The organism is Dellaglioa carnosa, from assembly GCF_026948345.1.
In the GTDB taxonomy this organism is placed as follows: Bacteria; Bacillota; Bacilli; order Lactobacillales; family Lactobacillaceae; genus Dellaglioa; species Dellaglioa algida.
In genome coordinates, this window is the sequence record NZ_JANXLI010000001.1 from 64574 (window position 1) to 88111 (window position 23538).

21 protein-coding genes and 1 tRNA gene are annotated in these 23538 nt (G+C 37.9%); 21 read left to right on the plus strand and 1 reads right to left on the minus strand.

What is annotated here, in order from left to right; genetic code table 11:
- The first annotated feature begins 209 nt into the window (after nt 1-209).
- The 10 genes from N0K80_RS00290 (at nt 210) to N0K80_RS00335 (ending at nt 10496) form a co-directional block, all read left to right on the plus strand.
- The gene (locus N0K80_RS00290; RefSeq protein ID WP_269023421.1) at nt 210-2834 is read left to right on the plus strand and encodes a hypothetical protein; all 2625 of its coding nucleotides are present in this window, start codon (nt 210-212) and stop codon (nt 2832-2834) included.
- Between the two features lie 1324 nt (nt 2835-4158).
- Nucleotides 4159-4422 (plus strand): hypothetical protein, encoded by a 264-nt coding sequence (locus N0K80_RS00295; protein ID WP_269023422.1) that lies wholly within the window; start codon nt 4159-4161, stop codon nt 4420-4422.
- Between the two features lie 80 nt (nt 4423-4502).
- Nucleotides 4503-5216 (plus strand): WxL domain-containing protein, encoded by a 714-nt coding sequence (locus N0K80_RS00300; RefSeq protein WP_269023423.1) that lies wholly within the window; start codon nt 4503-4505, stop codon nt 5214-5216.
- A 26-nt stretch (nt 5217-5242) separates the two neighbouring features.
- Nucleotides 5243-6001, plus strand: coding sequence for a WxL domain-containing protein (locus tag N0K80_RS00305; RefSeq protein WP_269023424.1), 759 nt, complete (start codon nt 5243-5245; stop codon nt 5999-6001).
- Nucleotides 6002-6048: 47 nt separating this feature from the next.
- Nucleotides 6049-6783 carry a WxL domain-containing protein gene (locus N0K80_RS00310; RefSeq protein WP_269023425.1) on the plus strand — a complete coding sequence of 245 codons (735 nt, stop codon included), beginning with the start codon at nt 6049-6051 and terminating at the stop codon, nt 6781-6783.
- A 58-nt stretch (nt 6784-6841) separates the two neighbouring features.
- Nucleotides 6842-7597, plus strand: coding sequence for a WxL domain-containing protein (locus N0K80_RS00315; RefSeq protein WP_269023426.1), 756 nt, complete (start codon nt 6842-6844; stop codon nt 7595-7597).
- Between the two features lie 42 nt (nt 7598-7639).
- On the plus strand, nt 7640-8221 hold the full coding sequence (locus tag N0K80_RS00320) for a WxL domain-containing protein (protein WP_269023427.1): 582 nt from the start codon (nt 7640-7642) through the stop codon (nt 8219-8221).
- Between the two features lie 26 nt (nt 8222-8247).
- Complete coding sequence (locus N0K80_RS00325; RefSeq protein ID WP_269023428.1) at nt 8248-9027, plus strand: WxL domain-containing protein; 780 nt, start codon at nt 8248-8250, stop codon at nt 9025-9027.
- A 31-nt stretch (nt 9028-9058) separates the two neighbouring features.
- Nucleotides 9059-10150 (plus strand): DUF916 and DUF3324 domain-containing protein, encoded by a 1092-nt coding sequence (locus N0K80_RS00330; RefSeq protein ID WP_269023429.1) that lies wholly within the window; start codon nt 9059-9061, stop codon nt 10148-10150.
- Between the two features lie 22 nt (nt 10151-10172).
- Nucleotides 10173-10496, plus strand: coding sequence for an LPXTG cell wall anchor domain-containing protein (locus N0K80_RS00335; RefSeq protein ID WP_269023430.1), 324 nt, complete (start codon nt 10173-10175; stop codon nt 10494-10496).
- A 257-nt stretch (nt 10497-10753) separates the two neighbouring features.
- On the opposite strand, the gene N0K80_RS00340 is transcribed toward N0K80_RS00335, so the two are convergent.
- Nucleotides 10754-10825: transfer RNA gene (locus tag N0K80_RS00340), tRNA-Arg, on the minus strand.
- A gap of 68 nt (nt 10826-10893) precedes the next feature.
- On the opposite strand from N0K80_RS00340, the gene rpoN reads away from it, so the two are divergent.
- The 11 genes from rpoN (at nt 10894) to smpB (ending at nt 23532) form a co-directional block, all read left to right on the plus strand.
- Nucleotides 10894-12231 (plus strand): RNA polymerase factor sigma-54, encoded by a 1338-nt coding sequence (gene rpoN, locus N0K80_RS00345; RefSeq protein ID WP_269023431.1) that lies wholly within the window; start codon nt 10894-10896, stop codon nt 12229-12231.
- A gap of 229 nt (nt 12232-12460) precedes the next feature.
- A complete protein-coding gene (locus N0K80_RS00350; protein WP_146342360.1) occupies nt 12461-13492 on the plus strand; it encodes a sugar-binding transcriptional regulator in 1032 nt (343 codons plus the stop codon).
- A 61-nt stretch (nt 13493-13553) separates the two neighbouring features.
- Nucleotides 13554-14573: a type I glyceraldehyde-3-phosphate dehydrogenase gene (gap, locus tag N0K80_RS00355; RefSeq protein WP_057973721.1), complete on the plus strand. Its 1020-nt coding sequence runs from the start codon at nt 13554-13556 to the stop codon at nt 14571-14573.
- Between the two features lie 104 nt (nt 14574-14677).
- Nucleotides 14678-15868 carry a phosphoglycerate kinase gene (locus tag N0K80_RS00360; protein WP_112250339.1) on the plus strand — a complete coding sequence of 397 codons (1191 nt, stop codon included), beginning with the start codon at nt 14678-14680 and terminating at the stop codon, nt 15866-15868.
- A 54-nt stretch (nt 15869-15922) separates the two neighbouring features.
- Nucleotides 15923-16678 (plus strand): triose-phosphate isomerase, encoded by a 756-nt coding sequence (gene tpiA, locus N0K80_RS00365; RefSeq protein WP_057973723.1) that lies wholly within the window; start codon nt 15923-15925, stop codon nt 16676-16678.
- A gap of 111 nt (nt 16679-16789) precedes the next feature.
- The gene (gene eno / locus N0K80_RS00370; RefSeq protein ID WP_057973724.1) at nt 16790-18118 is read left to right on the plus strand and encodes a phosphopyruvate hydratase; all 1329 of its coding nucleotides are present in this window, start codon (nt 16790-16792) and stop codon (nt 18116-18118) included.
- Between the two features lie 157 nt (nt 18119-18275).
- A complete protein-coding gene (locus N0K80_RS00375) occupies nt 18276-18596 on the plus strand; it encodes a bacteriocin immunity protein (RefSeq protein ID WP_269023432.1) in 321 nt (106 codons plus the stop codon).
- 103 nt (nt 18597-18699) lie between these two features.
- On the plus strand, nt 18700-20247 hold the full coding sequence (locus N0K80_RS00380; RefSeq protein WP_269023433.1) for a ClC family H(+)/Cl(-) exchange transporter: 1548 nt from the start codon (nt 18700-18702) through the stop codon (nt 20245-20247).
- Nucleotides 20248-20334: 87 nt separating this feature from the next.
- Nucleotides 20335-20574, plus strand: coding sequence for a preprotein translocase subunit SecG (secG, locus tag N0K80_RS00385; protein WP_112250333.1), 240 nt, complete (start codon nt 20335-20337; stop codon nt 20572-20574).
- Between the two features lie 117 nt (nt 20575-20691).
- A complete protein-coding gene (gene rnr, locus N0K80_RS00390) occupies nt 20692-23046 on the plus strand; it encodes a ribonuclease R (protein WP_146342358.1) in 2355 nt (784 codons plus the stop codon).
- Between the two features lie 18 nt (nt 23047-23064).
- Nucleotides 23065-23532 (plus strand): SsrA-binding protein SmpB, encoded by a 468-nt coding sequence (gene smpB, locus N0K80_RS00395; RefSeq protein ID WP_057973728.1) that lies wholly within the window; start codon nt 23065-23067, stop codon nt 23530-23532.
- Nucleotides 23533-23538: the final 6 nt, after the last annotated feature.

The following is a 23538-nucleotide window of genomic DNA, read 5'->3' on the forward strand; positions in this document are numbered from 1 at the left end:
TAAAGATATATATCTTAGATAATGTAAACCCGAAAACGAGGTGGTTATCAAAAAAAATTAAGGATTAAAAAAAATAGATGTCGCATAAAAATGAATTTTGTGTATAATGTTAATGATTAAAACATTGCTATTTTACACTTAGAGTGACGCTCGAGGTATGTAACTAATGAATCTAAGCATGTAAGGGAACAATTTCTGGGGGGAAAATAATGAAAAAGTATAATAGTAGTAAAAAAAGATGGGCTTCGACGGTATTAATGACGGGAATTATTCTAGCGGGGATGGTGCCCGCTGGAACTGTGGTCAACGCGGTAGAACGTGAAGATTCAACAGTTTCATCGCAAACGGCAAATGATCCAAAAACAGGATTTGAAAAAATAACAACGGATGCCGGCGTTCAAAAAGAAAAAGAGGCGTCTTACACAGTAAACGATAAAGAAACGGCTAAAAAGGAAGATAAAACTGTCTCTGATGTGAAAAACGAAGGTACATATGAAGTAAAAAAAGAGACAACCACTAAAAATAAAAAAGCGCCAACTAGTAAAAAGGAAACAGCGGTTCCTACCGACATTTATGTTGGACCTGCAACGGATCCTTCTGGCGCGAATTGGGACGAAAGTAAAGATTATGCGGCTCAATCAACCACAGAATATGTTTCAGCATCAGGAAAAACAGGTATGGCTAATGATCCTGTTTTATATTTTGGGAATAGTAGCGGTAATAATAGACAACCGTTCCAACCTAATTCAATGACGAATAACACTGGTGCGAGAACAACTAACTGGGCGTATACGGGAACAACCAATGGGACTAATCTCAATCCAAAAAAATCATACGGTATTATAATAGATGGCGCAATTCCGGCAGATCGTGGATATGGATTAGTTCCTCAAGCGGGAACTGATGTTGCCACGATTGAGAGTGCAGTAAAAAATGGACAGGTTACTGATTATAAGCTTTATAAAAACGTAGAAAAAACGGGATTTAAAGCAACCATGTATGATACAAAATATAAATTAAGTTATACGTTTATGGAAATTTATGATACGGATGGTGGCCTTTATAGTTATTTTAGTATCACTAATAATGCTACAACTAGTCGAGAAATTGGTGCTGTAGAGGCTGTTGATACTTTTGTTGACGCTGATACGGTTCCGATAATGAGCCTTGGTGCCAATGCCGGATTTAAGTTGGTCGGTTCAAATCACACTCTAAAATTTAAGTTGGATGATCCTGATGGTAACCGCATGGGTGGTTGGACGAATTATACCGGTGGGAATATTAATGCTAAGAGTGGCGTAACAACAAATCAGATTTATAACCTGAGCGATATTGGTGGTTATTTCTTGAATGGGGCACTTGGAACCGGAATGGAAGCAACTCCTGCTAATCCTGCGTCGGACCCCAAAGGTGATGCAGGTAATATTGGAATCTATGATATTCATAACCCCGCGGTGAAACTTTCAGGAACTGTAAATGACACGAATAGTGGATTTATAATTAAAGCTAATCCTAAAATGTTAGCTCCCGGGGAGACGCTTACCAATGGTGCTTATTTAACTTACGGCGTAGTTCAACCTGGGGTGGCGCCCGTTGCGACAGCGGCACTTTTGGCAACAAATGTTTATGATGATCAGACTACTGGACTTAAAATTACCGGTACGGTTAAAGATGAGGACAGTGCCAAAGGTCATATTAAAATTACGTATCCAGATAAATCAACTTCGTCAGAAACGGATAATACGTATAATACGATGAGAGTTAATACATCCGTTAAATACAATGATGTACTAATTGATCCTAGCAAACTAAAAAAGGATGCAGGCGTAAATGAATTTAAAGTTGCGGCTGTTGATGACAAGAAGCATGAGCAAGACCCTCCCGTGAAATTAACGCTTAATGTGATCAAATTGGGAGCAACGCCAATCACACAAAATATTAAAGTTGGTGGGACTGTTTCGACGGTCGAAAATGATTTAATTAAAGATATCCAAATTCTTAATATGACCGGACATACGTTAAAAGTTGACAAGTCAAATGTTGATCCTTCGAAAGCGGGACACTACACTCAAGACATGCTTTTAACGGATACAGTTGTTAGTCCTAACAAAGTTGCTAAGATTGCGATACCAGTTAATGTTACAGATAACGATACGGTTATTGACGATACTTCCGCAGTTTACGCGCATAATTTTGATGTAAAGACTACGGATATTGCAGGATTAACTGATGATGAATTGAAGGCAAAAATATTGAAGGATAGTGGAGCCAAAGGTTGGATGGTCACAACTGGTGCTGATTCTGCGGTTAGCGTTAAATCAACAGAATTAAAGCCAGCGTCCGGCAGCGGTACGTACAAAGCAACCATTACGAATGCAGCTGGTAAAGAAATTACAATAACAATCACCGTTGCAGGTAATGACTTAAAGATTGTCTCAGCGCCTAAAAATATGAGCTATGGGGCACAAACGGGAGTTATGTTACCATATAGCTCGGAAAACTTTAAGTTGCAGCGTCAAGATAATAATGTGGTTAAAGTGTCAATTTCTAATACCGGTAAACAAGGTTGGAATTTATCAGCCTCGGTTTCTAAACCATTAACGAATGGGACTGACACCTTGAAGGGCGTTCTGAAATACGTTGATACTGACAATGCAATCATGGATCTAGATAGTGGTAGTACCATTGTCGGATCAGGTAAAACAGAAGAAACCCAAGATGTCGCTTGGGATGCCGAACGGGGGATTATCGCTAACCTTGATGGTTCCAATACCTCACTTAAAGCAGGAACGTATGCGGGGGAAATCACTTGGACACTGACAAGTGCACCATAAATTTTGGTTAGCCAATGATAATACGCCACCGTAGGAATAACTAAATCACTTGTTTGAAGAAAAATTTCGCAAACTTATTATTTAAGTGACTAATAGAATCTGTTGTTTTGATGATAGGGAAATATATTACCGACAACAGATTTTTTGTTTAATACAGAAAGTATTCTGATTAAGTTAAAGATGTTTGGTTTTTCTCGCACAGTTTGGAAGGAATATTGTCAAATGTGTCCCGATTAATGGATTATCATTATTTTAGTTCATCTTATCGGTTAGAAAAGGCAAAATGAAAGAATCCGAATAGGATGTGATGTAGAAATGATTAAAGTATGCAAAAAAAGTGTATATGGGTCACGTAAATGCATAAAAATACCCGACGGGACGCATTATGAGCGCCTTATTTGAAAAGAAAATAGGGTCGTGATATTATTTGTTTGCAGATTTCATGACAAAAAATAAGTAAAAAAAGACGAATAAGTTTGTTATTGGTTTCTTTTGCTGTGAATGACTTATTACCAAAGTTTAAAAAAACTATATAGGGGAGATGAGGAAAATAAACATAAGAGCCAATGAAACTTCAGAAAATTTGCGAAATCTTTATTTACCAGTAGATTTAACGTTAAAATCTGATCGTATAAGTGAGGTATTGAGAAGCGATGGGTTAGCTCAAAAGAGTTTATTTATCTCTCGAGTATGGCTAGAATGATGATAAGTAGGTCAAACAAATAAAGAATAGTAATATAAGAATGATGTTTTTCTGATCTGTTGGTCAATCCCGTTAACAATATGAGAATTTTATGATAAAAAGTTTTTAAAATATATTTAAGATATATTACCGACGCGGATGGCACAGAAATGATTAACGCGGTATAAGCGATGATATAGCTGGATTTTAAATAAATTAAAAGATTAATATTATGGAAAATGAAAACGATTACTGTGATATTATCAATAATATTGAAAAGAACAAAAAAATAGGTGTCGCATTAATTCAATTTTTGTGTATACTGTGACTTGTTAAAATTAGTCAGACGAAAACAGATTCAAAGATAATGATTAAATTGTTGAAGGGGACGATGGGGTTGAATAACGTGTAACCTTATTTTCAGCAATGTTTAATGAATTAAACTAATAATATAATACATCCATCTAGTAAACCGCTTGATAATAAGATTCCTGGTTTTTATATTCAAGATATGACGCTAACGGATGTAACGAATTCGCCTAAAGAAGTTGTGAACGTTCCTAGTATTCTGTCAACGTAAAAGATGATGACACAGTCATTGATACAACCTCTGCGGTTTATGCAAAGAGTTTTTCCGCGAAAGTGGCGGATTTTCCAATATTAGCGGGTGGTACAAAGTTAAATGATTGGATTTTGAAAACCAGTAAAGCTAAAGGATGGATGGTTGCGACTGGTGCTGAATCTAAAGTCAGTGTTATTGTCGGATCGGGTAAGACGGCAGCAACTCAAGATGTTACTTGGGATGCTAAACAGGGGATTATTGCGAACCTTAATGGTAACAACACTTCGCTTAAAGCAGGGAAATACACAGGGGAAATAACATGGACGCTGACCGATGCGCCATAAACCTTGTTTAACAAACGTTAATCGTTAGCATTTTGCTAATATTATAAAAACATCAAAATCTCATGAGGGGAGGGGATAGAATGTTAAAAAGAAATATAATTATGGGGATTCTTTTAGGTAGTGTGGCGCCCATCGGGTTCACTGCACTACAGGTTTCGGCTAATACGGTAGGTTATCAATCGCAAGCAACTGTTGAGTTTGTAGGAAGCACTGTCGTTACACCACCAGTTAATCCAACAGACCCAACGGATCCGTTAAAACCAGTTAGACCCGTTAACCCGGGGACACAGGGACCATTATCAATTGATTATGTGTCAAATATACAATTTAGTCAGCAACAAATTTCGGGTAAAGATAGTGTTTACTACGCACAACTCGACCAGTTAGTTGATAAGAACGGTAAGGTAGGTGACTATCCGAATTTCGTTCAGGTCACAGATAACCGGGGATCTAATGCCGGTTGGAAAATGACGGTTGCGCAGGCTAAACCATTTATGAATGGTAAGAACCAATTGGATGGCACTGTTATTGCATTAATGAATGGAACGATGAGTGGCACTAACGCTCATCAACCAACACCAGCTAATCAGGCGGAAATTAAACCTGATGGACAAGCCGTTTCAGTTATGACGGCTAAGGCTGATAGTGGTGTTGGAACCTGGTCGGAGCGTTTTGGTAAAGATAATGCATCAGCTAAAAAAAGCATTTCATTATTTGTTCCGGCTGAATCAAAAAAAGTAGCAGGTTCTTATAAGTCTGAATTAACTTGGACTTTGACGGATACTAATTTATAAATAAAACATATACGGGGGTATATATAATGAAAAACACTAACAAATTATTATTAGGTGCATTACTTGGAGCAGGGATGGCAGGGGCCGTCGTAACAACTGCACATGCAGCAGAAACACAGGCTTATACGTCACACGGTAAAATTGAAATGATAAAAAATGACGGTTCAACGGGCCCAGGAACAGTTGATCCAACAGATCCTGGAACGGTTGATCCAACAGATCCAGTAAATCCCGGAACAAAAGGTCCATTATCAATTGATTACGTCTCTAACTTTAACTTTGGTAAACAAAAAGTAACTGGTAATAATGCAGTTTACGATTCTGAACTAGTTAAAGTGACGACGATTGATCCCGTTGCCGGAACTAAAAAAGATGTTGCTAACTACCTACAAGTTTCAGATAACCGTGGGAGTGTCTCAGGTTGGAAACTTTCGGTTCAACAATCAAAAGCTTTCACAAGCGAGGTAACAAACAAAACGTTAGATGGAACGGTTATCACATTATCAAATCCTGAAACACGTAATGGTGATAACAATGCAGCGAAACCAGCACCATCAACCGTAACAAGTAGTGTTGATATTTCTGCTAACTCAGGTGATAAATTAGTTATGCAAGCTAAAGATGGGGAAGGTTCTGGTACTTGGGCTGAAGCCTTTGGTAATGCAACTAAAGACGCTGAAAAAGCTAAAAAATCTGTTCAATTAGCTGTCCCTGGGGATAGCAAAAAAGTAGCAGAAAAATATGTATCAGATATTACATGGACATTAACAGATTCTGGACTATAAGATTTAAACAATAAAAGACGGTTATTAACTAAAAAGGGGAAATTAAAATGAAAACAACTAAAATTCTAACAAGCGCAATTGTTTTATCAACATTAGGTTTAGCTGTAGCGCCGGCTGTACATGCGGCAGACAATACAGAGAAAACTACATCAACGGGTAAAATTGGATTTATTGAGGATAAAGACCCAACAAAACCAATTGATCCAACAGACCCAACGAATCCAATTGATCCAACGGATCCAGGTGCTCCTGGTACAGCTGGACCTTTATCAATTGATTATGTTTCTAACTTTGATTTTAAATCAGATAATAAAATATCTGGTGACGATAAAACTTACTACGCTAATCCAATTGAAGCAACTGACAATGGCGGTAATAAGGTACAACGTGCTAACTATTTACAAGTTACAGATAAACGTGGTTCAAATATTGGTTGGTATCTTACAGTCACACAGGGTGCACAATTTAATGATGGTAAGGCTGATTTAGACGGTGCTAAGTTACAAATGACGAATCAAACGTTAAATTCTAAAAATATGGACTTAAATAATCCTTCAAACATTCCAGCTATCGATAATGCAACTATGACCATGACACCGGGATCAGCTGTTAAAGTATTAACGGCTGTTAAAGACCAAGGAATGGGAACTTGGACTGATTCGTTTGGTACTAAAGACACGGCTTCAAAATCAGTTTCATTAGAAGTGCCCGGTAACTCAGCAAAAAATGTTGGTTCATACACGACAGATTTAACATGGACATTATCTGACGTTGGTTTATAAAATTAAATCAACTTTTAATTGGAACATAACTCGGGGATAACCAAAAGGGGAAATTAAAATGAAAACGACTAAAATTGTAACAAGTGCAATTGTTTTAACAACATTAGGTTTAGTAGCAGCACCAACTGTAAGTGCGGATAATACACAGAATTATACTGAGAAAGGTCAAGTAGGTTTCGTGGATAGTGTTGACCCAACAGATCCAACGGATCCAGTTGACCCAACAAATCCAGTTGATCCAGTTGATCCGGTTGATCCGGTTGACCCGGGTACAGCTGGTCCTTTATCAATTGACTACATTTCTAACCTTGATTTTAAGCTGGATAATAAGGTTTCTGGTAATACGGAAACGTACTACGCTCAACCAATTAAGGTAAAAGACAGCACTGGTAAAGTAAGCGAACGTGCTAACTACCTTCAGATAACTGATAATCGTGGAACAAATATTGGTTGGAAACTTTCAGTTACCCAAAATAGCCAGTTTAACAATGGAAAGGCTGATTTAGATGGTGCAGTATTAAAAATGTCGGGGCAAATTTTTAATTCTACTAATATGGATGGCACGACAACACCAACAGCTTTAAATAATGGCGTGGTTACGGCCACTGTTGGTAGCGACGTTGACGTTGTAAAAGCTGGAAAAGGTCAGGGTATGGGAACTTGGACTGATTCATTTGGTAAATATACAGATGGATCAGCAACAGACACCTCAATGAAAGCAGTTTCGTTAGAGGTCCCTGGTAAAACGGCCAAAACGGCTAATACCACTTACAAAACTGACTTGACATGGACATTAACAGACGCAGGTATGTAATCGAGATTTTATTTTAGGTTTAAAAGAAAAGGGGAAATTACAATGAAAAAAACAGTAATCGCAACAACGGCGCTTTTAGCCGTAACATTATTCTCAACAGTCGCACCAGCAGTTCATGCTGCCGATATTACAAAGGAAACAAAGGGCGACGTTAGCTTTATAGAAAACACGACTAATCCTGGTGGAGCCCTTGATTTAGTTAAAGCACCAAGCGTTGATTTTGGAGATCATATGATTAGCGGTTCAACGGAAAAATACGATTTAACTACAGTTGATAGTATTCAAGTTGATGATAACCGTGGATCGAATGTGGGTTGGAAGTTACAAGCTTCTAATACTCAATTTACAGGTACGAAGGCTTTAGATGGCGCGAAACTAACTTTTACAAACGATAAAGCTACTAATGGTAATGATCCTAAATATGCGGCTGTACCAGAGGCTGAAGTGGCTTTAGATGGATCAGGACAAGTCGTCAAAGTGATGAACGCAATTGATGGTACTGGTATGGGAGTTAATACGCTACCTGTTACTAAGGCAACATTAGAAGTACCTGGTGCAACAGCCAAATTGAAAGAAAAATATACATCTGTAATTACATGGACGTTGTCGGACACACCACTATAAAACACAGAAAGGGACAGGTGAACACAATGCGCTTAAATAAGAATATTCGACTAGCATTAGCCATTGTCCCCCTTTTTGCGGTTTCAATAATGGGAAATTCAGTAGCTAATGCGGCCGTTGCGCCAGATGGGAAGTCGGCAACAACGGCGGCTAACCTAACGCTGCTTGAAAAGTCTGGTCCAGTTGATCCATTAGATCCATCAAAACCGGTACAACCTCTAAACCCAGGTACGCCAACCACTGGTGATCTCAGAATGGATTATATATCTGACTTACATTTTGGTTCACACGAGATTTCAGGAACCTCCGAGACTTATTTTGCTGCTTTTGATAAGGTGGCCGATTTGTCTGGGCACCGAGACCCAGTTACGGGTGGCTGGGTAACGACTGGTCTAGGAAGCTACCGTGATGTGCCCAATTACGCCCAGATAACCAATAATACAACTGGTAACTGGCAATTAAACGTTCGTAATACTCCATTTACCGGTGCGAACGGTGGCGTACTTAAAGGTGCCTCATTATTATTGGATAATATAGAAGGTCATAATACAATTGTGGGGTCAACCATTTCTCCTAATAGGACAAAGCTATTGGGTAATAATCGTGATTTTTCAGTTGTCGTCACCGATGGGGTTTCGGATAAACCTGCGGGAACATGGACGTTAGCGATGGGTAACATGTCGCCTCTTAGTCCGGATTCTAAAGGTAACCAATCTGTAAAACTAACTGTGCCTGGTTATTCTGAGAAAGTAGTAGGCGAGACATATACATCAACATTAACATGGACATTGATTGCTGCCCCATAGAGGCAAATTGAGAGGAAAGAGGATTTTTACATTGAAAAAAACAGTTGGTATCATTATGGCATTTGTGACAGGGTTGGTCTTATTTGGTGGAGGGCACGTTCAACGAGCACAAGCTGCTGAAATGAACTTTGCGGTAACCGCGAATATTCCGAAAAATCAAATTGATAAACGTCAAACATTTTTCAATTTGAAGATGAAGCCTAATCAAAAACAAGATATAACTGTCACGTTAAAAAATGCAACTAGCAAGGACGTTGTTGTTATGGCTGAAGCGAATTCGGCGATGACTAACGATAACGGGGTAGTTGAATATAGTCAGGTGAAACCTAAGCTGGATAAGACAATGACCAATCCGCTTTCTTCGATTGTTAAATCGGATACGGAAGTGACGGTACCCGCAAAGAAGAGTGTCGTTCATACTTTCCATATCACGATGCCAGCCAAGCAATATGATGGTGAAATTGATGGTGGGTTGTACTTTTACGAAAAAATTGATAAAGATAGTGAATCAAAATCGAAAAGTAACGTTCAGATTAAAAACCGTTACGCCTTTGTCATCGGGACGACCTTAACTGAAACAGAAAGTGTTGTTAAACCCGATATGAAGCTGCTAGGCATTGAACCTGGATCAGTTAACTTTCGTAATACGTTAAAAGTAAACTTACAAAACCCAACAACGACACCAATCCGTAACTTGAAAGTTGATGGTAAAGTTTATTCGAGAAATGGTAGCAAAGTGCTCTTTGCCTCAACCACTTCAAACATGACACTGGCACCTAATACGAACTTCAATTATGGCATTTTTTGGAATAACCAACCCTTTGCCCCCGGTAAATACCGTTTAGAAATGACGGCAACTTCCGGTGCGAATAAGTGGAAATGGAACGAAAACTTCACAATTGATGGTGCAGCGGCAGATAAATTAAACAAAAAAGCGGTTAACTTGGAACATGATTACACGATGTGGTATATCTTGGCAGGGGTCTTATTGATCCTCCTAGTGTTATTCATCATTTGGTTCCTAGCACGTCGTCGCAACAAAAAAGATAAAGAAGATGCCATCGAAGAAGCAAAACGTCAGATTATGGCAGAAATGCAAACAGATGACAAAGAAGATAAGTAGTCAAAACAGACGAGGTATTGATATGAGAAAAAAACTAATGAGTGCTCTAATAGTTAGTCTTTTAGGGTTATCTGTCGGTTTTAGTACATTCGGTCAACCCGTAAAAGCGGCTAGTTACACGAGTGAAGTTGGAATTGAGTTTGTTGGCAGCATGCCAGGTCCGGGAACAACCAACCCAACAACACCGCCAGACGGTAAAACGCCTGTTTCGAATAATAACGTAACATCACAATCTCGATTACCTCAGACCAATGACGTAAAAGAATCAGGTTTATCAGTGATAGGCTTAATTATTTTAGCGGTCATGGGATCAGGTATGTGGTTCAAACGCAAATGGTCAAAATAAGTGAGTTCTGGTTAAATTAAAATGGCCTTCTTCGTAGAAATACGAAGAAGGCCATTTTTTTATTTTAAAAATCATACAATAGGTTATTTTAGTAGGCTGTGATATATAAATAACTCTTTCGTATTCAATTTGTTGTGTAAACGCATGCAATTACTATATAATAAGGAATAGAGGATGAACTACATATCATCGCGATGGCTTACTTTAAATAAAAAATCAACTCACGATGGACGTGAATTGATTAATGTCAATTATGATGCGCCATGAGGGAGTCGAACCCTCAGCTCAAGAACCGGAATCTTACGTGCTATCCATTACACCAACGGCGCAGTACATCTAATAGTTTATCTGAATTAGGCGAGAAAAACAAGCAGCGAAAGTGGAGGTTGAGAATAAAATGGCATTTGAACAGAAGTTTAAACAGCAACAATCACAAATCCAGAAATTGGCAATGACGCCAGAATTACAACAGTCAATTAAAATGTTGCAATATAATATAGAAGATTTACAACAATTCATTAACGATAAAGTCATGGAAAACCCTTTAATTGAAACGGTTGACGATAACCAAATCATTCAAGCTGGGGAGTCTCAATATAAAGTCTCTTTAACGACAGATGGTGACAATGATTACATGAACTCAGTTAGCTCTGATGAAGCACAATCATTGTTAGATTACCTGTTAGATCAAATCTACTTAACGATGCGTCAAACGCCGCTGAGAAAAGTTGTTCTCTATCTTGTTGACTATGTTGAACAAACGGGTTATTTTAGTGCTAACTTGGAAGATTTGGCAGAAGAATCAGGAATTCCACCAATTATGTTATTGGATGCGTTAACCTTGATTCAGCGTCTTGATCCGCCTGGTGTTGGTGCTCGAAACTTACAAGAAAATATTATGTTGCAGATTGATTTGGACAGTTCAGCGCCTGAGTTGGCCTACGTTGTTATTAAGGATAACTTTAATGACTTTGTTGATCGTAAGTGGCAGCATATCGCACGTGAATATGGCGTTAACATTTCTGATATCCAAGAAATATCTGATTTTGTTAGAACATTATCACCTAATCCGGGTGCTGGCTTTGGAACACCTAGAATTGGTAAAATATATCCGGATCTTGTTTTAAAAAATATTAATGACGAACTAACCTTATTTAAGGTTCGCGGGGCACAGCCTGAAATTGTATTCCAACAAAAATATTTTGATGATATGTCAAAAGGCAACGATCCTGAGGTAACTAAGTATTTGGCTGATAAAAAGCGCGAATACGAATGGTTAATTAATGGATTAAGACAACGTGGGGATACAATTTTAAAAGTTGGTCAATATATTCTGAAATATCAGGCTGCTTTCTTTGCTGATAATACAAAACCAATTAAACCGCTACTTTTAAGAGAAGTCGCAGCTGCCTTGGACGTTCATGAATCAACCATAAGCCGAACGGTTAATGATAAATACATTGAGACTGAGTTTGGTGTTTATGAATTAAAATCATTCTTTGGACAAGTTGCAAATAAAAACAAGAAAAACGCTGAGGCATTATCATCAAAAGCGATTATGTTAACGATGCAAGAATTGATTGATGCTGAAGATAAGATGAAACCTTTATCGGATCAAAAAATAGTTTTACAATTAATGAAACAAAACATCGATATTTCGAGACGAACAGTTGCAAAATATCGTGAAAACCTGAACGTTCCATCGTCATCGGCGAGAAAACGCTACAAGGATTAGGAACATTATGACCCTTATCTGGCATATCAAACGGCAATTGCTAACAAAGCAGATAGTCGGTTGAAGTGCTTGCAAAGCATAAAATAAACTGCTATAATTTGTCTTGTAATAAAGGTATGAAGACACTTTGATTAACGCAGAATGTTATCGTGCTTTGTTTTTTTGAGATTGATGGGTCATAATGCGACACTGCGGGACATTTTATGCCCCACAAGAGAGCAGGTGCAAGATGCATCAAGAATTAGAATGGATCGACGCGATTGCACCAGACATGATCAAAGTTTTAAAACAGCGATATTTTGTTTTAAGACAGGTAGAGTGGATGATGCCCGTTGGTCGAAGAACGTTGGCAACAACCTTAAATCTTAGCGAACGCGTTATGAGAACCGAGACGGATTTTTTGCGAAAGCAGGAACTTATTGTCGTCGGTACATCAGGAATGATGTTAACGGACCAAGGCATATCAGTTCTACACGGCCTTGAAAAAGTAGTGGATAATTTGGTTGGTGTTCGACAAGATGAACAAGAACTTAGTCGGATTTTAGGTATTGAGAATTGTTTGATTGTATCAGGGGATTCTGATGAACAGCCTAAAGTCTTAGACGCAATGGGTAAGAGTGTAGCTGCAAAGTTAGCGCTCTTATTGCCTGAAGGTAAGAATTTAATTGCGGTAATGGGTGGGACAACGATGGCCCAAGTGGCAGATCAATTAACAACACGCCTGTCCATCAAACGCGATTTAACTTTTCTACCAGCCAGAGGTGGTGTCGGCGAGTCAGTTGATATACAAGCCAACTCAATTAGTGGTAAAATGGCATTACAAACAGGAGGGAATCACAGAGCCCTGTATGTACCCGAACAATTAAGTGAGAGAACGTACGAACCTCTTCTTGAAGAGCCGAGTATTCAAGAAGTTTTGAGCTTAATCAAGGAAAGCAATGCTGTTATTCACAGTATTGGAGAAGCAATGCATATGGCTAAGCGTCGAGACATGTCTAGTGGTATAATAAACATGTTGAAAGATGACAAAGCCGTAGGTGAGGCATTCGGATATTTCTTTGATGCTCAAGGCAAGGTCGTTTATAAGATTCCTCGTATCGGTTTACAAATAGAGGATCTCACGCATATAAAATGTATCGTGGCAGTTGCCGGTGGTCATTCAAAAGCCGAAGCAATTGTGGCATACATGAAACAACTTGCACCTAAACAGACGTGGTTAATCACGGATGAGGGTGCTGCAAACTCGATTTTAAAAAAGTAGTGTGTAAACACGCTTTTTAAAATAAATAAATCTTCATTTTCCTAAAGGAGGAAATTTAAGTATGTCAGTAAAAGTTGGTATTAACGGTTTTGGTCGTATTGGTCGTTTAGCTTTCCGTCGTATTGCTGAAGTTTCAGATAGTATTGAAGTTGTAGCAATCAACGATTTAACTTCTCCATCAATGTTGGCTCATTTATTAAAATATGATACAGCCCATGGTAACTTCGACGCAGAAGTTAGCGCAACAGACAATGGTATTGTTGTTAACGGTAAGGAAATTCCTGTATATGCAGAAGCAGATGCATCAAATATTCCTTGGGTTAAAAACGATAATGTTGATATCGTATTAGAATCAACTGGTTTTTACGCATCAGAAGAAAAAGCTTCAGCTCATATTAAAGCTGGCGCAAAACGTGTATTAATCTCAGCTCCTGCTGGTAAAATGCCTACTATCGTTTACGGTGTAAACGAAGACGTTTTAACTTCAGATACTAAGATTGCTTCTGCTGGTTCATGTACTACTAACTGTTTAGCACCACTTGCTGGCGCTGTAAACGATGCCTTTGGTATCCAAGTTGGTACAATGACAACAGTTCATGCATACACAGCTACACAAAAATTACAAGATGGTCCTGATCGTGGTGGAAATGTTCGTGCTGCACGTGCTGCTGCTGGTAACACAATTCCTCATTCTACTGGTGCTGCTAAAGCTATCGGTATGGTAATCCCTGATCTTGTTGGTAAATTGAATGGCCATGCACAACGTGTTCCAGTTATTACTGGTTCATTAACAGAATTGGTTACAGTTTTAGATACTAACGATCTTACTGTAGACCAAGTAAATGCTGCTATCAAAGCAAGAACTGAAAACAACGAATCATTCGGTTACAATGCTGATGAAATCGTTTCTTCAGATATCATTGGTTCAACTTACGGTTCAATCTTTGATCCTACACAAACAGAAGTAACTGGTACTGGTTCTAACCAATTGGTTAAAACTGTTGCTTGGTACGATAACGAATCTGGCTTTACAGCACAAATGATTCGTACATTAGAAAAATTTGCTAGCTTAGAAGCATAATCTAGTTAAACTTTTTTAACCGCATAGTAACTATGCTTAGGCGGAGGGAGGCAATACTCCCTCTGCCTTTTTATTTAATCAAAATTACACAGGAGGCTATTTCAATGGCTAAATTAATCGTTTCAGATTTAGATGTAACTGACAAAAAAGTTTTAATTCGTGTTGATTTTAATGTTCCTATCAAAAATGGTGTGATTGGTAACGATAACCGTATCGTTGCTGCATTACCAACAATCAAATACGTAACTGAAAATGGCGGAAAAGCTATTCTTCTTTCTCATCTTGGCCGTATCAAAACTGAAGATGACAAAAAAGATTTATCATTACGTCCAATCGCAGAACGTTTATCTAACTTATTAAACAAACCCGTTACTTTTGTTCCTGCTACACGTGGTCCTCAATTAGAAGACGCAATTGCAGCAATGAAAGACGGCGATGTTTTAGTAATGGAAAACACACGTTTTGAAGATTTAGATGGTAAAAAAGAAAGCAAGAACGATCCTGAATTAGGTAAATACTGGGCTTCACTTGGCGATTTATTCGTCAATGATGCTTTCGGTACAGCTCATCGTGCACATGCTTCTAACGTAGGAATCTCAAGCAACATGGAACAAGCTGCTGCTGGATTCTTAATGGAAAAAGAAATCAAATTCTTAGGCGAAGCTGTTGACGAACCTAAACGTCCATTTGTTGCTATCTTAGGTGGCGCAAAAGTTTCAGATAAGATTGGTGTTATTTCTCATTTACTTAAAAAAGCTGACAAAGTTATCGTTGGTGGTGGTATGACTTATACTTTCTACGCTGCTAAAGGTATGAAGATTGGTTCATCATTAGTTGAAACTGACAAAATTGATTTAGCTAAACAAATCATTGAAGAAGCTGGCGACAAATTAGTTTTACCAGTTGACTCAATCATTGCTGAAAAATTTGATAACGATGTTGAACATAAAACTGTTGATGGTGACATTCCTGACGGTTACATGGCTTTAGATATCGGACCTAAATCTGTTGCAGAATTTAAAGATGTTTTAAAAGATGCTAAAACAGTTGTATGGAACGGACCAATGGGTGTTTTCGAAATGAGCAACTATGCTAACGGAACACTTGAAATCGGTAAATTCTTGGGTACTTTATCAGACGCTACAACAATTGTTGGTGGTGGTGATTCTACTGCTGCTGTTCAACAATTAGGTGTTGCTGATCAATTAACTCATATTTCTACTGGTGGTGGCGCTTCACTTGAATACCTTGAAGGTAAAACTTTACCAGGTATCGCTGCTATCACAACAAAATAATTTTTAATTAAATTATTGTAGGAAACTGTCTATTAACGAAAGGAAGTTATTATTTTGCGTAAACCAATTATTGCTGGTAACTGGAAAATGAACAAAAACCCTAAAGAAACTGTTGAATTTGTAGCAGGTCTTAAAGGTAAATTACCAAGTTTCAAGGATGTTGAATCTGTTATTGCTGCTCCTGCAGTTGATTTACAAGCATTACTTGACGCTGCTAAAGGAACTGACTTAAAAGTTGCTGCTGAAAATGCATACTTCGAAAACGAAGGCGCATTTACTGGCGAAACTTCACCAAAAGTTCTTTCTGAAATGGGTGTTGATTACGTTGTTATTGGTCATTCAGAACGTCGCGAATACTTCGGCGAAACTGATGATGATATCAACAAAAAAGCGCATGCTGTTTTCAACAATGGCATGGTTCCTATTATCTGCTGTGGCGAAACGTTAGAACAACGTCAAGCTGGCGAAGCAGAATCATGGGTTGAAGGACAAGTTTCTGCTGCATTAAGAGGCTTATCTGTTGAACAAGTTAGTCTTGCTGTTATCGCATACGAACCAATCTGGGCTATCGGTACTGGTGAAACAGCTACTTCTGACCAAGCACAAGAAATCTGTGCTGTTGTTCGTAGAACAGTTGCTAAATTGTATGACCAAACAGTTGCTGATAAAGTTCGTATCCAATACGGTGGTTCAGTTAAACCTGGTAACGTCGTAGAATTAATGGGTAAAGACGATATTGATGGTGGTTTAGTTGGTGGCGCAAGTATGGAACCTGCTTCATACTTAGACCTTGTAAACTTCAAAGCATAATTCGCTTTTAAACTGTTAAAAAGATTGAAAATGAACGAGTAAACTATTAAAATGAAGGTAAGGGTGTTAAATCCCAAGCCAAAAAACGTTTTTAAAGGAGAGTACAAATTTATGTCAATGATTACAGATATTTATGCACGCGAAGTTCTAGATTCACGCGGTAACCCAACTGTTGAAGTTGAAGTTTACACAGAAGACGGCGCAATGGGCCGCGGAATTGTTCCTTCAGGTGCTTCAACAGGTGAACATGAAGCTGTTGAATTACGTGATGGCGACAAATCTCGTTACATGGGCTTAGGTGTTACTAAAGCTGTTGACAACGTAAACAACATTATCGTTAAAGAAATTGTTGGATTCGATGTTACTGATCAAGTTGGTATTGATAAAGCTATGATCGCATTAGATGGTACACCAAACAAAGGCAAATTGGGCGCTAACGCTATTTTAGGTGTTTCAATTGCTGCTGCTCGTGCTGCTGCTGATGAATTAGAAGTTCCTTTATACAGTTACTTAGGCGGATTTAACGCACATGTCCTTCCAACTCCTATGATGAACGTTATCAATGGTGGATCACATGCTAACAACAGTGTTGATTTCCAAGAATTCATGATCATGCCTGTTGGCGCACCTTCTATCAAAGAAGCTGTACGTATGGGTTCAGAAACATTCCATAACTTACAAAAGATTTTAGCTGAAAAAGGCTACTCTACTGCTGTTGGTGATGAGGGTGGTTTCGCTCCTGATCTTAAAAACAACGAAGAACCATTTGAAATCTTAATCGAAGCAATCGAACGTGCCGGTTACAAACCTGGTAAAGATATTGCTATCGCATTTGATGCTGCTTCATCAGAATTCTACAATGCTGAAACTGGCAAATATAGATTACAATATGAAGGCGAAAATGGTAAAGATTACACTTCAGAAGAAATGGTAGCATTCCTTGAAGCAATCGTTGACAAATACCCAGTTATCTCAATTGAAGATGGCTTGGATGAAAACGATTGGGAAGGCTGGAAGATGATGACAGCTAAATTGGGCGCTAAAGTTCAATTAGTTGGGGATGATTTATTTGTTACAAACACTGACTACCTTAAAAAAGGTATCGAAATGGGCGTTTCAAACTCAATCCTTATCAAAGTTAACCAAATTGGTACGCTTACAGAAACAATGGAAGCTATCGAAATGGCTAAAGAAGCTGGTTACACAGCTATCGTTTCTCATCGTTCAGGTGAAACTGAAGATACAACTATCGCTGACTTAGTTGTTGCAACTAATGCTGGCCAAATCAAGACTGGTTCATTGAGCCGTGTTGATCGTATCGCTAAGTACAACCAATTAATGAGAATTGAAGATAACTTAGAAGAAACAGCTGAATACAAAGGTATCCACTCATTCTACAACTTGAGTTCAGATGCTCGCGACACAATCATCAACAAATAATTCTTTATGAATTAAGCGTTAATGATTTAAAGGGTTCACCTAATTTGATTAGGTGAACCCTTTTTTGTTTGGGGACGTTGTATGTAAATATTTATAGATGTATAATTTATGAATTAGATATCAGGCATCTAAACTATGATTAAGGATGTGTCGGCGGATGAAAAAGGCAGACCGTATCAAAGCAGAAGAAGCATTAACTTCACGAGTGTACGATTTAATTTTAAATGAAGAAACGGCGAATGATGAACGCGCATTATTAATTGAATTTAAAAATAAAGTTGCAAAAAATGGGGACTTCGAAAGGGCTGAGATTGATTTAGCTACTCAGTTGCGGCGACTTGCGATGGTTCGTTTGAAGCATAAAGAAAAATTAAGTAGCGGTGTTGGTAAACTCTATATGGAAATATCGACAACCGGGATGTTTAAAAAGAACTTGGGTTGGGGATTAATCGCAATGAGTTTCATGTATCATGGCTAAAAGTATCGCATTTTAAAGGAACTATCTGAGTAGGATAGTTCCTTTTGTGGCTAATGGGATTGTATAAAATACGAGAAACATAAAGAAGAGGTATTGTGAATTCATGGTTAAATCGGGTATTAGGGAACGTTTAAATCTGACTAATCTTATTTTTATTTTAAGAGGATTGGCGATTGGGTTAATTACAGGAGTCGTTGTCAGTTTGTTTCGACTAGCAATTATTTATATTTTTAAATTATTTATTTATTTTTATCATCTGATTAATCAAAATATGTGGCTTTTGATACCGATGGTTTTTCTGAGTTTTCTCATGGCACTAGGGATTGGAACATTGATGAAACAGGAACCGAATATTATGGGATCCGGCATTCCACAAGTAGAGGGCCAACTTGCGGGAAATCTTGAAATGCACTGGTGGTCTGTTCTATGGCGCAAGTTCATTGGTGGTGCGCTAGGGATTGGTTCCGGTTTGTTCCTTGGTCGAGAAGGCCCATCTATTCAGTTAGGTGCAGCCGTTGGTCAAGGGTTCGCTGAGATGACCAAACATACGGAATCAGAACGTCGAATCTTAATTGCTGGTGGTGGCGCTGCTGGGTTATCTGCGGCTTTTAATGCGCCAATCGCGAGCACCTTATTTATTTTGGAGGAAGTCTACCATAATTTTTCTCCTTTAATTTGGACGACGGCTTTGGCAAGCTCAATTTCAGCCAATTATATTTCGTTACATTTCTTCGGTCTAAAACCCGCGTTACAAATGATTAATATTCAAACCTTAGCCTTACCACAATATGGCCATTTGATTGTTCTCGGCCTTGTTTTGGGACTTCTAGGCTACCTATACCAGGTCGTGTTACTGCGTGCGACCGATTTATATAATATATTACATAAAATTCCTGTTTTTTATCGTTCAATCGTGCCTTTTATCTTGGTGATTCCAATCGGACTTTATTTACCTCAAACCTTGGGTGGCGGTAATACAATAATTTTAAGTTTGGTTGACAGTAAGGCCTTAACAGTCTTATTAGGACTCTTTCTTTTAAGATTTATCTTTTCAATGATATCCTATGGGTCAGGGTTACCAGGTGGTATTTTTCTGCCTATTCTAACTTTGGGTGCGATTATTGGTGCTACTTATGCGACAAGCATGACGGTATTGGGAATCTTACCAGCTAAATACTTAACCGATTTTATTATATTTGGGATGGCTGGTTATTTTGCGGGAATTGGTAAGGCACCTTTTACGGCAATCTTATTAATCACGGAAATGGTAGGAAGTTTACACCATTTAATGCCACTAGCAATTATTTCGTTAGTTTCCTTTGTGGTCGTGGATGTTTTAGGTGGCGCGCCAATTTACGATTCATTACTTAAGAAATTAATTGGGCAAAATGAGATCGATTTGGGTGGTAAAAAAGACCGCCTTGAAACGCCCATTTTCGCTGGATCAAAATTGGAAAATAAAAAAGTTTTAGAATTAGATTGGCCCGAAAATAGCTTATTAATCACGGTGAGACGTGGTGAGAAACAATTAATTCCGCATGGTGAAACTATTTTGAAAGCAGGGGACACACTAGTTCTTCTAACTGAACATCAAAATAGAGCAAATCTTCGGACGGAAATGGACGCTTTATCCGGATTTGAATCGCTTTAATAAAATAATAACGGTGGAAAATTAATGCAATCTGTGCTAAATTAGTATAGATATAGATTATCCAATTGGGGTAAGGAGGTAAATGATTTGACTAACATACTAACAATTTCAATTGTCATCGTTTCAGTTTTAATGATTATCGCTGTTATGATGCAACCTGCAAAAACAAATAACGCATCAGGTGCCTTATCTGGTGGTGGTGCTGACGATTTATTTAGTAAACAAAAACCGCGTGGATTCGAAGCATTTATGCAAAAAGTAACCTTTGTTTTAGGCATTTTATTTTTCGGTCTAGCATTAGGTCTTGTATATTTAGCCTCAAAATAATTAACCAAAGCCTCTTGTGCAAATAGTTGTTGCAGCAGGAGGCTTTTCTTTAAATTCAAAAACAAGTTAATCATAAAATGATAGTAATTCCAATAAGGAAATGAAAATGAGGTATACATGGATAAAAAGATGCAAGAACTTATATTAAAAGAATTAAAAATTAAAGAAAATGAATCATTTAGTGTTGAAGAATTGACGACTGCCCTTAAATTAGAGGGACAAGACTCATTCAAGGAACTCGTTAAAACACTTGCTGAAATGGAACGTAAACGCGAAGTGAAAATTACCTCGGAAGGTAAATTTCAAATTGCGCTTCAAACACCACAATTAGTTGGGGTTTTCCATGCCAATGATCGTGGTTTTGGTTTCGTGACAATTGATCCCGAACAACCTGACGTTTTCGTTAACCCAACGCAAACAATGTCAGCTTTGAATGGTGATAGCGTTGAAATTGAAATTACAAGTCCAGCTAAACCTGGGGATGAACGTGGACCAGAAGGTAAAGTTAACAAAATTGTTGAACATAATGTGACTTCAATTGTTGGTGAATTCGAAGTTGAACCATCTGACCTTGAAAACCAAGGCGCAATCGGTCATTTAGTGGTTAAAAACAAAAAACTCCAACGTTACAACTTATTAGTTACAGGAGTTGGATTACACCCAGTTGCCGGTGAAGTTGTTACAGCGGATATTACGGCCTACCCAACGAGTGAAAAACCATTAGTTATCGAAACATTGGTTAAAGAAGTTGTGGGTAATAAAGACGATCCAGGTATGGATATTTTACAAGTGGTCTATCAACATGATATTCCTAGTGAATTTCCTGAAGATGTTATGGCACAAGCTGAAGCAACACCAGAAGTTGTTTTACCAGAAGAAAAAATTGGTCGTGTTGATTTAACTGATCAAAAACTGGTTACAATTGATAGTATTGATTCTAAAGATTTAGATGATGCTGTTACAGCTTGGAAATTAGACAATGGAAACTACCATTTAGGTGTTCATATTGCCGATGTTTCACATTATGTTCAACCAGGTACACCACTTGATCGTGAAGCTTATGAACGTGGTACGAGTGTTTATTTAACTGACCGCGTGATTCCAATGTTGCCACATAAATTATCAAATGGTATTTGTTCACTGAATCCAAAAGTTGAACGTCTTGCTATGAGTTGTGAAATGGAAATTACGCCAGAAGGTTATGTGGTTAGCCACAAGATTTTCCAAAGTGTGATTAAAACAACAGAACGTATGACGTATAAAGCAATTAACAAGATTCTTGAATCAAATGATGAAAAAACAAAAGCTAAATATGAAGAATTAGTTCCCATGTTTGAAACAATGGGCGAGTTACACAAAATTCTTGAAAAAATGCGTAAAAAACGTGGTGCTATTAGTTTTGATGATAATGAATCTAAAATCATTGTTGACGAATCTGGACATCCAATTGATATCCAAATTAGAACACGTGGTACGAGTGAACGTATGGTTGAGTCATTCATGTTGGCTGCTAACGAGACAGTTGCAGCACATTACGATAAATTAAAAGTACCTTTTGTTTACCGTATCCATGAAACACCTAAAAATGAAAAAGTAATGCGTTTCTTTGAAACATTGACAAGTTTTGGTATCGTGGTTAAGGGTGATAGCAAGAATGTTACACCTAAAATGTTACAAGGCGTTTTGAAGGAAGTTGCTGGTAAACCTGAAGAATCAATGGTTTCTGTTATGTTGTTGAGAAGCATGCAACAAGCTAAATATACAGATGAATCATTGGGTCATTTCGGTTTGGCTGCTACTGATTACACGCATTTCACATCACCAATTAGACGTTACCCTGATTTGATGGTTCACCGTTTAATTCGTTTCTATGAAGAAAATGGTGTTGGGGATACTCAAAAAGAGAAATATGCTGAACAATTACCTGAAATTACAACGCATGCTTCACAAATGGAACGCCGTGCAATCGACGCTGAACGTGACACTGATGCAATGAAAAAAGCTGAATATATGGCTGATCATGTTGGTGAAACCTTTGAAGGTGTTGTCAGTTCAGTAATGAAATTTGGTGTCTTCGTTTCATTACCAAATACTGTTGAAGGCCTTGTGCATATTAGTAATATGAAAGATGATTACTATGAATATTTAGATATGCATATGGCATTAGTAGGTAAGCGAACGAAGAGAACTTTCAGAATTGGTCAACCAATCGAAGTAAAAGTCGCTAAAGTTGATATTGAACAAAGTGCGATTGATTTTGAAATCGTTAATCCACAAAATACACCTACTTCTGATTTAAGAGGTAAGGGTGGTAACTTCAAACGCCCAAGTAATGGTCGTCCAGGAGATAAGAAACCGTATAACCGCAATGGTAAACCAGCTACTGGAAGTAGTAGTAATGGCAAGAAACCATTCTACAAATCCGCTAACAAAAATAACGCACCAAGAAAAAATAATACACGCCAAAAATAATATCAGGGGGGATTAAGATTGCGAAAAGAAAAGTCATCTTTTGATAAACCCTTAGCTCAAAATAAAAAAGCCAGACATAGTTATAACATCGATAATACGGTTGAGGCCGGTGTCGTTTTAACGGGAACCGAAATTAAATCTGTTAGAGATAGCCGTATTAATTTAAAAGATGGATTTGCGCAAATTAGAAATGGCGAAGCTTGGTTGATGAATGTTCATATTTCAACATATGATCAAGGTAATCAGTTCAATCACGATCCACTTCGAAATCGTAAGCTGCTATTGCATAAGAAGCAAATTGCTCAATTTGATGAAGCAACTAAGAATAAGGGTGTCACAATTGTCCCTTTGAAGGTCTACATTAAAAATGGGTTTGCTAAGGTGTTAATAGGTGTTGCAAAAGGTAAGAACGATTATGATAAACGCGAAACAATTAAACGTCGTGATCAAGAACGTCAAATTCAACGCGTTCTTAAAAATTACTAAGCAAAA

Coding starts and splice junctions, on each gene's coding strand:
- N0K80_RS00290 (WP_269023421.1), top strand. CDS start 210: ATGAAAAAGTATAATAGTAGTAAAAAAAGATGGGCTTCGACGGTATTA.
- N0K80_RS00300 (WP_269023423.1), top strand. CDS start 4,503: ATGTTAAAAAGAAATATAATTATGGGGATTCTTTTAGGTAGTGTGGCG.
- N0K80_RS00305 (WP_269023424.1), top strand. CDS start 5,243: ATGAAAAACACTAACAAATTATTATTAGGTGCATTACTTGGAGCAGGG.
- N0K80_RS00310 (WP_269023425.1), top strand. CDS start 6,049: ATGAAAACAACTAAAATTCTAACAAGCGCAATTGTTTTATCAACATTA.
- N0K80_RS00315 (WP_269023426.1), top strand. CDS start 6,842: ATGAAAACGACTAAAATTGTAACAAGTGCAATTGTTTTAACAACATTA.
- N0K80_RS00320 (WP_269023427.1), top strand. CDS start 7,640: ATGAAAAAAACAGTAATCGCAACAACGGCGCTTTTAGCCGTAACATTA.
- N0K80_RS00325 (WP_269023428.1), top strand. CDS start 8,248: ATGCGCTTAAATAAGAATATTCGACTAGCATTAGCCATTGTCCCCCTT.
- N0K80_RS00335 (WP_269023430.1), top strand. CDS start 10,173: ATGAGAAAAAAACTAATGAGTGCTCTAATAGTTAGTCTTTTAGGGTTA.
- rpoN (WP_269023431.1), top strand. CDS start 10,894: ATGGCATTTGAACAGAAGTTTAAACAGCAACAATCACAAATCCAGAAA.
- N0K80_RS00350 (WP_146342360.1), top strand. CDS start 12,461: ATGCATCAAGAATTAGAATGGATCGACGCGATTGCACCAGACATGATC.
- gap (WP_057973721.1), top strand. CDS start 13,554: ATGTCAGTAAAAGTTGGTATTAACGGTTTTGGTCGTATTGGTCGTTTA.
- N0K80_RS00360 (WP_112250339.1), top strand. CDS start 14,678: ATGGCTAAATTAATCGTTTCAGATTTAGATGTAACTGACAAAAAAGTT.
- eno (WP_057973724.1), top strand. CDS start 16,790: ATGTCAATGATTACAGATATTTATGCACGCGAAGTTCTAGATTCACGC.
- N0K80_RS00375 (WP_269023432.1), top strand. CDS start 18,276: ATGAAAAAGGCAGACCGTATCAAAGCAGAAGAAGCATTAACTTCACGA.
- N0K80_RS00380 (WP_269023433.1), top strand. CDS start 18,700: ATGGTTAAATCGGGTATTAGGGAACGTTTAAATCTGACTAATCTTATT.
- rnr (WP_146342358.1), top strand. CDS start 20,692: ATGGATAAAAAGATGCAAGAACTTATATTAAAAGAATTAAAAATTAAA.